This window comes from Pauljensenia sp. 20925_1_27, from assembly GCF_041432835.1.
Lineage (GTDB): Bacteria > Actinomycetota > Actinomycetes > Actinomycetales > Actinomycetaceae > Pauljensenia.
The window spans coordinates 20,297-31,826 of record NZ_JAPWAH010000007.1; the positions used below are offsets into that span (position 1 = coordinate 20,297).

The 11,530-nt window shown below is 63.5% G+C and carries 10 protein-coding genes and 1 tRNA gene; all 11 read right to left on the reverse strand.

Annotated features, from left to right (window positions below; genetic code table 11):
- Nucleotides 1–177 precede the first annotated feature (177 nt).
- The 11 genes from O3684_RS05525 to O3684_RS05575 all read right to left on the reverse strand — a co-directional run bounded on the left by O3684_RS05525 (nt 178) and on the right by O3684_RS05575 (nt 11,530).
- Nucleotides 178–1,239, reverse strand: a complete 1,062-nt coding sequence (locus O3684_RS05525; RefSeq protein ID WP_500065528.1) for an ABC transporter substrate-binding protein — start codon at nt 1,237–1,239, stop codon at nt 178–180.
- A 93-nt stretch (nt 1,240–1,332) separates the two neighbouring features.
- Entirely contained in the window at nt 1,333–2,346 is a 1,014-nt protein-coding gene (locus O3684_RS05530; protein ID WP_500065529.1) for an ABC transporter permease, read from the reverse strand.
- Nucleotides 2,343–3,860, reverse strand: coding sequence for a sugar ABC transporter ATP-binding protein (locus tag O3684_RS05535; protein WP_500065530.1), 1,518 nt, complete (start codon nt 3,858–3,860; stop codon nt 2,343–2,345). The genes O3684_RS05530 and O3684_RS05535 overlap by 4 nt, the downstream gene beginning before the upstream one ends.
- A gap of 189 nt (nt 3,861–4,049) precedes the next feature.
- On the reverse strand, nt 4,050–4,406 hold the full coding sequence (locus tag O3684_RS05540) for an MGMT family protein (protein WP_500062759.1): 357 nt from the start codon (nt 4,404–4,406) through the stop codon (nt 4,050–4,052).
- Nucleotides 4,403–5,584, reverse strand: coding sequence for a hypothetical protein (locus O3684_RS05545; RefSeq protein ID WP_500065531.1), 1,182 nt, complete (start codon nt 5,582–5,584; stop codon nt 4,403–4,405). The genes O3684_RS05540 and O3684_RS05545 overlap by 4 nt, the downstream gene beginning before the upstream one ends.
- A 59-nt stretch (nt 5,585–5,643) precedes the next feature.
- Nucleotides 5,644–5,715: transfer RNA gene (locus tag O3684_RS05550), tRNA-Asn, on the reverse strand.
- A gap of 107 nt (nt 5,716–5,822) precedes the next feature.
- Entirely contained in the window at nt 5,823–6,617 is a 795-nt protein-coding gene (locus O3684_RS05555; RefSeq protein WP_500062761.1) for a MerR family transcriptional regulator, read from the reverse strand.
- Nucleotides 6,618–6,754: 137 nt separating this feature from the next.
- A complete protein-coding gene (locus tag O3684_RS05560; protein WP_500065532.1) occupies nt 6,755–7,009 on the reverse strand; it encodes a hypothetical protein in 255 nt (84 codons plus the stop codon).
- 1,435 nt (nt 7,010–8,444) lie between these two features.
- Nucleotides 8,445–8,825 carry a 50S ribosomal protein L7/L12 gene (rplL, locus tag O3684_RS05565; RefSeq protein WP_003792291.1) on the reverse strand — a complete coding sequence of 127 codons (381 nt, stop codon included), beginning with the start codon at nt 8,823–8,825 and terminating at the stop codon, nt 8,445–8,447.
- Between the two features lie 92 nt (nt 8,826–8,917).
- Nucleotides 8,918–9,439: a 50S ribosomal protein L10 gene (gene rplJ, locus O3684_RS05570; RefSeq protein ID WP_500062763.1), complete on the reverse strand. Its 522-nt coding sequence runs from the start codon at nt 9,437–9,439 to the stop codon at nt 8,918–8,920.
- Between the two features lie 327 nt (nt 9,440–9,766).
- The gene (locus O3684_RS05575; RefSeq protein ID WP_500065533.1) at nt 9,767–11,530 is read right to left on the reverse strand and encodes an ABC transporter ATP-binding protein; all 1,764 of its coding nucleotides are present in this window, start codon (nt 11,528–11,530) and stop codon (nt 9,767–9,769) included.

Genomic DNA, 11,530 nt, shown 5'->3' on the forward strand with positions numbered 1-11,530 from the left:
CCTCATGATGACGTCGATGTCGGAGCGCGGGGGCGCTCGCCCCCTCGGATCCTATGAATAAAAAGGTGCCGGGTCCGCGGGTCCCACCCCAGCGTCGTGGAGCGGGACCCGCGGCGGGCCACCGGTTCAGTGTGTTACGTCCCCGGCCCCGGCCTCGTGCCCGATGGAGCTATCGGCTCACTCGTAGAGGTTCGCCTTGATCTCCGGGCTGTCGATGTTGGTCTTGTCGTACCAGGCGAAGCCCGAGTCGATAACCTTGGGCAGCTCAGCGCCGTTGAGCGCTGCGACAGCGGCCTTCACCGTGTAGTAGCCGATCTTGACGGGCGACTGGGTCACGGCGCCAGCCTCGGTGCCACCCTTGATCGCGTCGATCTGGGTCTTGCCCGAGTCGAAGCCGACAACGGTGACGTCCTTACCGGACTCAGCAACACCCTGGACGATGCCGGAGGCAGCGGCCTCGTTGGAGCCGTACATGCCGACGATGTCGGAGTTGGCCTGGATGATGGACAGGGAGGTGTCGGCGGCCTTGGTGACCTCACCGGCGATCTGCTCGTCGAGGAGCTTCAGGTCGGCGGGAGCATTGGCCTTGAAGTACTCCTTGAAGCCCTCGCAGCGCTGCTTGCCCGTGGTGGAGGTCGAGTCGTGGCAGACCATGCCGACCGAGCCCTTCTTGTCCTTGAGCAGCTCGATCATGTGCTTGGCGGCCTCGGCAGCGGCGGCCTTGTTGTCCGTCTGGACGGTGGTGACGGGGATGTCGGACTCAACACCGGAGTCGAAGGCGACAACCGGGATGCCCTTGCTATTGATCTCGTTCAGGAGGTCGGCGGCAGCCTTGGAGTCGAGAGCGGCAAAGCCGATGGCGGCCGGGCCGGAGTCCAGAGCGGACTTCAGCTGGTCGGTCTGCTCGGTCACCTTGGTCTCGTCCTGCGGGCCAACGAAGTTCACCTTGTAGCCCAGCTCCTCGCCGGCCTGCTCGGCACCTTCCTTCACGGCCTGCCAGAAGCGGTGCTGGAAGCCCTTGGAGACCAGGTAGATGGTCTTGGTGCCGTCACCCTTGACCGCGGCCTTCTCCCAATCCTGGGCGTTGCCGGAGGTGTCAACCTTGGCGGAGCCGGAGGACGCGCTGGGCTTGGCGTCGGAGGAGGACGAGGAGGAGTCCGTTGAGGTCGTGCAGGCAGCCAGGCCCAGGGCCATGGAGCCGACGGCGGCGGCGGCGAAGATACGTCCGATGGGGCGCATTGGTTTTCCTTTCGTGGGGTGGCGGGGTCATTCCCGCCCTTGGTGTGTGTGAACCGACGTCGGTCCACGATGGGTGAATTGAATGGGTAAAAATCAGGCTGCGTTTTCGCGGATGCGACGCAGGTTGTCGATAACGACCGCGAGGAGCAGGACGATACCGGTGACGACGAACTGCCATTCGGCGGCGATACCCATCATCGTCAGGCCCTTCTTGAGGGTCTCCATGAGGATCGCGCCGACCAGAGCGCCGGGGATCGAGGCGCGGCCACCCGACAGGGAGGTACCGCCGATGACGGCTGCGGCGATGACGTTGAGCTCCATGCCCACACCCTCAGCGGGCTGGACAAGGCCGTTACGAGCCGAGTACAGGATGGCACCGATAGCCATGAACGCACCTGCGACCACGTAGATGATGATCTTCCACAGGCGGACGTTGACGCCGGACAGGCGCGTCGCTTCTTCGTTGGAGCCGATCGCCAGCGCGTAGCGGCCCAGCAGCGTCTTGTTCATGAGGAAGGTCGCCACGACCGTGAGGACCACGAAGATGATGACAGCGTTGGCAACGTAAGGGATGGGCATGCCGGAGGCAATGTACTTGTAGCCGGGGTTGGCGATGGAGATCGAGGCCTTGTCGGAGATGATCAGCGCCAGGCCTCGGGCGACCATCATCATCGCGAGCGTTGCGATGAAGGGCGGCAGGCCCAGGATCGACACGTTGAGGCCGTTGACCAGGCCGATCGCCATACCGACGAGCAGCGTCAGAACGAGGCCGAGGCCGAGCGGCAGGTTCATCTTGTCGCCCGCGAGGAAGACACCGGCCATAACGGCCACGAGGCTCAGGCCCGTACCGACGGAGAGGTCGATGCCCGACGTGGCAATCACGAATGTTGCGCCGAGCGCCATGACGCCCGTGTAGGCCGACTGAAGGACGATGCCCAGGTAGACCTCACGATTCACGAACGCAAAGTTGGGCACTGCAAAGCTAAAGAATGCCAGAACGACCAGCAGCGCCAGCGTCACGAGCAGCAGCTGCATGTTGTTCTTCATGAAGGTCTTGAAAGACGACGGCGTCTCCAGGCCCTTGTTATCGACGACGGCGGTGCTCACGCGTGTACTCCGTTCGCTTCTTCCTGGCCGACGGTGGCCAGTTCCATAATGTTTTCTTGGGTGGCTTCCTCATTGTCGAGGGTGCCAATGATTCGGCCGTGGGCCATGACGGCGATACGGTTCGCCAGACGCAGGACCTCGGGCAGCTCCGAGGAGATCACGATGATCGCCTTGCCCTGCTTCGCCAGCTCCTCGAGCAGCGTGTAGATCTCGTCCTTCGCGCCCACGTCGATGCCGCGGGTCGGCTCGTCGAAGATCAGGATGTCGGTGTCGCGCTCTAGCCACTTGGCCACGACGACCTTCTGCTGGTTGCCGCCGGAGAGGCTGCGAACCTCGACGTCGACGCTGGGGGTACGCGTGCGCAGCTTCTTCACGTAGTCCTGAGCAACCGCACGCAGCTTCTTGGTAGCAACGACCGACGCATTCGTGAAGTGGTCCATGGCGGCCATGCCCGTGTTGAAGGACAGGTCCTTGTCGAGGAGCAGGCCGTACTGCTTGCGGTCCTCGGACAGGTAGCCGATGCCGTTCTTGACCGCGTCCGTCGCGCCCTTGATCGAGACCTTCTTACCGTGGACGTAGATGTCGCCCTCGGTGTGGGGGTCAGCGCCGAACAGCGCACGGGCGACCTCGGTGCGGCCGGCGCCGACCAGGCCCGCGAAGCCGAAGATTTCGCCCTTCTTGACCTCGAAGGAGACGTCGTGGACGACCTTGACGGTCGAGAGGTGCTCGACGCGCAGGACGGCCTCGTCGGAGAGCGGCTTGGTCGTGGGGCGCGCGTCGGCGGGGACCTCGCGGCCAACCATCATCTTGACGACCTCGCTCATAGGCGTCGTGGCCGTGTCCACCGTGCCGATGTACTTGCCATCGCGCAGGACCGAGATGCGGTCGGTGAGCTCGGTGAGCTCGGGCATGCGGTGCGTGATGAAGATCAGGCCGGTCGTCGGGCACACGAAGTCGCGCACGAGCTCGAACAGGGATTCGGTCTCGGTGGTCGTCAGAGGAGCCGTGGGCTCGTCCATGACCAGGATCTTCGAATCAAAGGACAGCGCGCGTGCGATTTCCACCATCTGCAGGCGCGCAACCGGCAGGTCGCGGCAGTAGGCGGTGGGATCGATGTTCATGTTGAGGCGCTCGAAGAGCTCGCGCGCATCACGAACCATCTTGCGGTCGTCGACGTAGCCAAACTTGGACGTACCGGGTCGACCGATGTACAGGTTCTGGGCGACGGTCAGGTCAGGAACAATGTTGAGTTCCTGGTGGATGATCGACAGGCCGAGGTCACGTGCGTGCTCCGGCGACTGAATGTCGACCTTCTCTCCCTGCAGCCAGATCTCGCCGCCCGGGTCGGACTTGTGAATACCGGTGAGCACCTTCATGAGCGTGGACTTGCCCGCTCCGTTCTCACCGCAGAGACCCAAGACTTCACCGGGTCGAAGGTCGAGGTCCACGTCGGACAGCGCCTTCACGCCGGGGAACGTCTTTGAGATCCCCTTTAGCTCTAGTAAGTTCGTCACTTCTCACCCCTTGGGTACCAGTAACTTCTCTGTTTCTGGAGTTTTCTTCCCCGGCTTCGTTAACGCTAACGGTCACCGCTCCGGAGAATCGCCCTCTTCGGCGTCTTCTTTAGAGTAGAGCATCACAGGGGTCTACGCGACCGAAATCGAAAGACGCGTAACCAAATCGTAATCAAGGACCGTCGGGCTTTAGCCTGACAATTCCGCAGAATTCTGCAGATTTTCAATGACCGTTCGTGCGACAGCGTCAAGCCAGGCCTGCTCAACAACGCACTTGTCAAGATGCAATTTTCCTCGCTCTGGATCGTGAGGCATCCCCTCTTTCTCCCACTCAGAAATTCCCTCACCTCGTACAGTTGTTGGAAAAGTTCCGTGAACGTTCACGACACGCCACCACGGGACCCCACCACCCCAGTCATGCATGATCCGCCCCACAACGCGCGGACCGGTACCGACCGCCCGCGCAATCATGCCGTACGTCGCCGCACGCCCCACCGGGATTTCCTCCACGACCCTCAGGACAGCTTCAACGAGCTCCTCCCTCACAGCTCGATCATCCTCTCGACCGCCCAGAGCACCTCGCGAGGGTCGATCGGCACCACGGCGAGGTCCGTATCCGCCATAGGCCCAGGTTCATCTCCGAGCAGCCCTGATGACATCGGGTTCACAATCCTCCCATCGCCACCGGTGGCCGCACCCGGCTCGGCCACCACGCCGCCTCCCCTCCTCAGGGCACCCTGCTCGCCCGGGCGGCCACGGCCTCGTCGAGGAGCCTGTACATCCTCCGTATCACCCGCCTGCGGCAAGGCCGCACCCTCAGCTGCGGAAGGAGCCCACCGCGCGTCGGAGGACTCCCGGACGAACGCGTCGCCCACCTGGTACGTGACGCCAGCACAATCCAGGATGCGTAGATGCGCGTAGGGCGCTCTCCACATGTTCTCAGCGCGGCAAACCACGAAGGCAAACGCATGATAGTCCCCCGCACGCAACGCATCGGCGACGGGCGATCCCTCGGGCGCGACGCCAGAGATTCCGCGCAGGACGCGGAACGTGTTCCACAGGGGCCTCTCCCCCAGCTCCATCGCCTCGGCGGGCAGCCAGCGCAGGCCGTCCACTTTGCCCGTGCGCGGGCCGAGGCGCGTGAAGCCTCGGACGAACCCAACGATCTCGCTGGGGAGGATCTCATCAACCTTCACGACGCGCGTGCGATGCAGCTCCACGAGCGCACGATCCCTACTGATCCACACGCGCATGAGACGAGGCTTCTTCGCAGCCTTAGAGTGCAGCGCCCACACGTCGAGACGCATCGTCGCCCACGAGGCCGGGGCAAGCTCGCGCCTCGGCTGAAGCGCATCGGCGGGCGCGTCCAGCATCGCCAGGTAGCTGCGCTTATCGAGCATGACCTTTCCCAGCTGACTGTCGTGAAAACGCCGAGGGAAAGACGCCCCCGATTCGGGGCTTCCCCAGATGCTCGCAGCCGTCACGAGACGGCCAGCGTCGCCACTCTCCCGGGGCCGATCCAGCCACTCCCGCCAACGATCCCCAAAAGCCGCATAGCGCTCTCGCATGCGCTTCTCACGCTCGGCCGCGCTCTCTCTGGGGGCAACCGGCCCGCACTTCTTCTTGCGCGGCTTATTCACGGCCTTGACGATCACCTCGACGATCGTCGTCGCAACGAACACGATGATCAGAATGTGGTAGGCGTGATCAGCGATAGCCTGCATCTATCCACTCCTCCCCGATCAACAAAAAGCCCCGAGTTCATGAGAACTCGGGGCATCTGCTCCTGCGACTGGATTCGAACCAGTAACCGTCCGATTAACAGTCGGATGCTCTGCCGTTGAGCTACGCAGGATTGCGACAAGAGAAGATGGTAGCAGAGACTATTCGAAACTGGCAAGCCAGAGCGGCCTCAAAGGCTATGCTGCGCGTCACTGACATCAAGTTCGGGGTCGGGTGCGCTCACCCCCACGTCGGATTCTCGAGGTTAATTCCCCGATGCCTCGCAGCCGCCTCAATCGCATCGGCAAGCCACTGCGCGAAGCCAACATACTGCGAGTCGTAGTGAGCCCGGAATCGCTCGTCATGGATGTACCCGCGAGACATGATGTAGTGCTTGGCAGGTGTAACCGGAAAGAACTCACTGAGGGCTTCTCTGTGCTCCTCGACGAGGCTTTCCGCTTCCTTGCTATCCGGAGCTACGCCGTCGCGGATCGCATCGATCATCCTGCTTTCGATGTCGTGGAATCGCTCGGCGTTGTCACGCCAGTCGGCGGTTTGCCACGAAGCGGTGCGCTCTCGTGATTCACGCCAGTCGTCAGTGTCACCATAACGGTCTTCGGCCTCGCTCTGGTGCGCTGCAAAGTCGGCGTCTCCCAGGATCTTCCCGACCTCTTCCACGGTGAGCTCGTTGTCATTCATTGCATCCTCCAACAGTATGTCTAGTGCGTCTATCATTGCGTCCGTCTCGCGGCGATGAGCAAGAAGGCTCTCTCGTTGCCTCTTGAGGTGTTCGATCTCAGAGTCTCCACAGTCGAGGAGAGCCTTGATGTCCATCAGCTTCATCCCCGTCGCCCGGTAGATGACAATCCGCTGGACACGCACGCAGTCCTCGCGCGAATAGAGCCGGTAGTTCGACCAGCTCCGCGCGGTGGGTGCAAGGAGGCCCTGCGCCTCCCAGTGGCGCAGCGTTCGCACCGTCAGCGAGAATCGCTCAGCGACCTCCCCGACCGTGTAGAGGATGGTGTCGTTGCTCATGACATCGATTCTGACCCCTGACGCCGCGTCATGGTCAAGCGGAAGAGAGTTTCCATGTCGTGGTCACGCGGGAGGGCGTGTCCGCGTCGCGGCCACATGGAAGAAAACGCCAGCGTAACAGTCAGCTTGAAAACACCTCAACGCCCGGTCACCCAGAAGAACACCCCGGTGCCCTGGGTGCGACGACACTCGCCCAGCACGAGGCGCATCTGGCCCCTTGCGCGGCAAAGTTCGCCCAGCACGAAGCACATCCGGCCCCTTGCGCGACAAAGTTCGCCCAGCATAGGCACGCCAGCGGCGTTTTCGCGAAGAAACTCGCCCAGCGTGCCATGAACCGCGATTTTTAGGCCATTTTTCCCTCGCTGGGCGAACTTTTTCGCGTTTGCGTTCACGTCAGATCGCACATGGCGAACTTTTTCGCGCCCAGAGCACAGGGACGTCATAACTGTGAAACCAACGGCATCACTAAACGCCCGCCCCGGTACAAAACTCTCCCAACAACCAGCGTCACACACACTTGGCGGTACAAAACTCTCCCAGCTCGCGAAAAAACGGCTGTTTTTGCCCAAAATGCATCAGCAGGGAGAATTATGTACCGCTCGCAGAGTACAGAAGCCGAGCAGGGAGAATTTTGTACCGGCCATCGCGGGCCCACCCCGCCAACACCGAATAACATGCCAAAGCCTCACCTCTCCTGTGGGGCACGGGGTGACACTGACATGGTCGCTGACGATCCGGATAGGTTACGACGATGCGGATAGGTTACGACGATGCGGATAGGTTAATAGGCTATCCGGATGCTCATAACCTATCCAGATAGCAACAACCTATCCGCATGCACAGCATGCGAGGAAGCCGTTGCACGGGGCTGCGCTACCTCCCGAGTGACGACGGAGACACATACCGGAAATTCCGCATGCAATTCGATTGCGTGAACTTTCAACAAAGCCCAGAAACGTTGCAATTCCAACGATGCCAATTCAAATTCTGAAATAGTCACAGGGGAATTGCATGCGAAAGTGCTAGACCCACAATAGCCACGTCGACCAAGCTGCGGTGCCCGTGGGCGGCGGCAGGGCCTGGCCTGAGTCGCACCGACGCGCCTGGCAACACACAGCACGCCACGCGTCACTGGTGTGGAGGCCGCCGGAGGGTCCGGAGAAGTCGAGCTGCGGTGCCCATAGGCGGTGGCAGGACCCGAGCGAAACATAAGTCGCACATAATTTCCCACGGTCACTTTTCGAGACCATCCACAAACGTTGCAATTCCAACGATCGGTATTCAAAGTTTGAAAGAGTCGTGGGGGAATTACGTGCGAAATTGGGTGTGGACTCAGCGATGAGCGCTGCGAGGGCTGGATGTGAGGCTTCTGGGGTTGGGGTGTGGCTTAGCTGCGACTCCAATGGGCCTGGCTGCGGCGCCTGTGGGCGGCGGCAGGGCCTGGCTGGGCTATTCACAGTGACAAGGCCCCACTGGTGTGGAGGGCGCCGGAGGGTCCAGGGGGCCTGGCTGCGGTGCCCGTGGGCGGCGGCAGGGCCTGGCCTGAGTCGCACCGACGCGCCTGGCAACACACAGCACGCCACGCGTCACTGGTGTGGAGGGCGCCGGAGGGTCCGGAGGGCAAGGGCGGGCTTCGAGGCGCGGTGCCGAACGAAGTGAGGTCGCCTAGCCTCGCGGGCGGCCGGGCCCGACGGCGCCCGGAACACCCGTGGCGCCACACAGCAACCCACCGCTCCCAGACATGCGGAAACCCCGCCCCGCAGATGCGGGACAGGGTTTCGCCCACCCAGTCGGGTGGAAGAGTCTGAACGATTCAGACGGGGAAAGTCACTTAAGGGTGACCTTGCCGCCGGCCTCTTCGATCTCAGCCTTGGCCTTCTCGGCGTCTTCCTTCTTCGCGGCGGGGAAGATGGTGGAGGGCGCGGAGTCAACCAGGTCCTTGGCTTCCTTGAGGCCCAGGCCGGCCAGGTTCTTGACGACCTTGACGACGGCGATCTTCTTGTCACCGGCGGACTCGAGGACGACCTCGAACTCGTCCTTCTCTTCGGCGGCGGGGGCGTCGGCGGCCGGGGCGGCAACGGCGACGGCTGCGGGGGCAGCGGCCTCAACGTCGAAGGTCTCCTCGAAGAGCTTCACGAAGTCGGAGAGCTCGATGAGGGTCATTTCCTTGAAAGCTGCGATGAGCTCGTCATTGGAGAGCTTAGCCATGAGTGGCATCCTTCCTAATTGGCCTGCACGAGTGCAGATTGTTGGTTTGTTTCACGCAGCCACGGTGGCGGCGTGGAACATGGCCTGTCTCGTCAGGCCGCCTCGCTCTGCTTTTCGCGCAGAGCATCGATGGTGCGCACTGCCTTGACGGGCAGAGCGTTGAATGCGAACGCCGCCTGACCAATCTTGGCCTTGAGGACGCCTGCGGCCTTGGCCAGCAGGACCTCGCGGGACTCGAGATCGGCAAGCTTCTTGACACCCTCGGCGCTCAGCTGAGCACCGTCCATCGCGCCGGACTTCAGCACGAGGGCGGGGTTGTCCTTAGCAAAATCACGCAGGGTCTTGGCGGCCTCGACGGGCTCGCCGGAGACGAATGCGATGGCGGTGGGGCCCTTCAGGTCCTCAGCCAGGAAGTCGAGACCGACCTCCTTGGCCGCCAGGCGCGCAAGCGTGTTCTTTGCCACGGCGTAGGTCGCGTTCTCGCCCAGGCCGCGACGCAGCTGCTTGAGCTGGCCGACGGTCAGGCCGCGGTACTCGGTCAGCAGGACAGCGTCGGCTGCGCGGAAGCGCTCCACGAGCTCGGCAACTGCTGCCACCTTGTCGGACTTCGCCATGGTCCTCCTTCCAGATACGTGACCGCAGGTAAGAAAAAACCCGACACGCAGGATCGTGTCGGGCGTACGCTCGATTGCAGCACAAGGCTGCTCACTCACCTGCGTTGGATTTTCCTCCACTAGCGTGGACACCAACGGTCTTCGGCACGGATCAGCTTAACAGGGCGGGCAGGCGCACGCAAGCATGGCGGCGCGTTTCACAGACGAGGCTGGGGCCGGTCACGCAGGCAAACAGCCGCTGAGCACGCCATCGGGTGCACGAGGCCGGGGCCGGCCGCGCGCACACTCCGCCGCTGGGCAGATGCGCGAGGCAGGCCCCGCCCCCGGTCAGACGAGACTCCACCCCGATGCCCGCGAGCGCGCGTCCCAGAATGCCCGGTACTGGCCGTCCGCCTGAGAGTAGAGCTCTGTGTGCGTGCCGGTCTGGGCGATGCGGCCGGTCTCGTCGAGGACGACGATCTGGTCGGCGGCCGTGATCGTGTCGAGCTTGTGGGCGATAACGATGAGTGTCGCGTCGCGTCGCAGGGCGGCCATGGCGTCGGTGATGCGTGATTCGTTCTCGGGGTCGAGAGCGCTCGTGGCCTCGTCGAAGAGGACGATGGGCGCGGCTTTCAGGAGCGCGCGGGCGATGGAGACGCGCTGGCGTTCCCCTCCGGACAATGCGCGGCCTCCTTCCCCGACGGGGGTGTCCCAGCCGAGCGGCAGGCGTTCGACGATCTCGTCGACTCCGCTCAGGCGGGCTGCTTCCTCAATGTCAGCCCGGGTCGCGTCTGGGTTTCCGACGCGCACGTTAGCCTCGAGGGTGTCGTCGAAGAGGTAAACGTCCTGGAAGACGAGGGAAAGCTGCGCCATGAGGTCGGCAGTATCCCAGTCCCGAACGTCCCCACCACCGACGAGTACACGTCCCGCGTCCACGTCGTAGAAGCGCGCGATGAGGCGTGCGATGGTGGTCTTACCACAGCCCGAGGGGCCGACGATCGCGGTCATCGTCTCCGGTTCGACGCGGAAGGACACGCCTTGCAGGACGGGGTGGTCGGCCTCGTAGGAGAAGGACACCTCCTCGAGGGAAACCGACGAGCCCGACGAGGCCGGGGCCTCGTCCGCGCGTCGCACGCCCTTGGGGGCGGGCAGTTCGGGGGCGGAGAGGATCTCGTGGCTCAGGTCGAGGACCGGGCGCCGGGTTTCGAACGCGGAGGTGAGCGTCCCGATGTCGACAAGGATCTGCGTGAAGCGCAGGAGCAGGCCAATGGAGACGATGGCCTCCACGGGGCTGACGCTACCGGCGACCGCGAGCCACCCCATCGCGCAGATGAGCGTCACGACGACGAGCTGGGCGGCCATGCCGTTGACGATCTGGCCAACCGTCTCCCTCATGAGTGAGCGACGCGCGGCCACCCCGTAGGCGTCTTCGGCCCGCTGGAGGGGCTCGTAGGAGGCGGAGCGCCCACACGCGCGCAGCGCCCCCTGCTTGGTCGCGTATTCGACGATGCGGTGCGACAGCTCGCGGGCGGGAGGCTCCTTCAGGGCGGCCCCCGACTGCAGGCATCGGCGCGCCACCCACACTCCCCCACCGACGATCGGAATTGCGACCAGGCACACGACCCCGAGAACCGGCGAAAAGGCGGCAATACCAACGAGCATCGTCGCCGAGGTGACGATAGCGGCGATGAGGGGCGAATACATGTGCGCGAAGATCTCGCCCAGAACCATGAGCTCGCGCGAGACGAGGCGCGACGTCTTTCCAGCCGTGTCCGCGCGGAACGACCCGAGCGGCAGGGACGCCACCTTGTCGCCGATCGCACGGTGCATGTTCGACAGGAAGTCGAAGGCCACCGAATAGGAGCGCATGGCGAGCAGGTACTCGACGACAAAGGAGGTAAGGGCGCACAGAGCGAGCACAACGAGCCACGATCCCAGGCTCATACCCCACGCGGGCGCGCCCGAGGTCAGGGCAATCGCAGCCGGGATGAAGGCGACCAAGGAGACGCCGCGTACCGCTCCGACGACACAGGACAGCACGGTTGCTTGAACGAAGTCGGCTCGTCCCTGCTCGGAGAGGGGTTCGCGCAGCCGGGGGATGAGGTCGAGCAT

Bases quoted from the DNA above. Each gene is read 5' to 3' on its own strand.
- rplL (WP_003792291.1), bottom strand. From the start codon at position 8,825: ATGGCTAAGCTCTCCAATGACGAGCTCATCGCAGCTTTCAAGGAAATG.
- O3684_RS05575 (WP_500065533.1), bottom strand. From the start codon at position 11,530: ATGCTCGACCTCATCCCCCGGCTGCGCGAACCCCTCTCCGAGCAGGGA.
- O3684_RS05525 (WP_500065528.1), bottom strand. From the start codon at position 1,239: ATGCGCCCCATCGGACGTATCTTCGCCGCCGCCGCCGTCGGCTCCATG.
- rplJ (WP_500062763.1), bottom strand. From the start codon at position 9,439: ATGGCGAAGTCCGACAAGGTGGCAGCAGTTGCCGAGCTCGTGGAGCGC.
- O3684_RS05555 (WP_500062761.1), bottom strand. From the start codon at position 6,617: ATGAGCAACGACACCATCCTCTACACGGTCGGGGAGGTCGCTGAGCGA.
- O3684_RS05545 (WP_500065531.1), bottom strand. From the start codon at position 5,584: ATGCAGGCTATCGCTGATCACGCCTACCACATTCTGATCATCGTGTTC.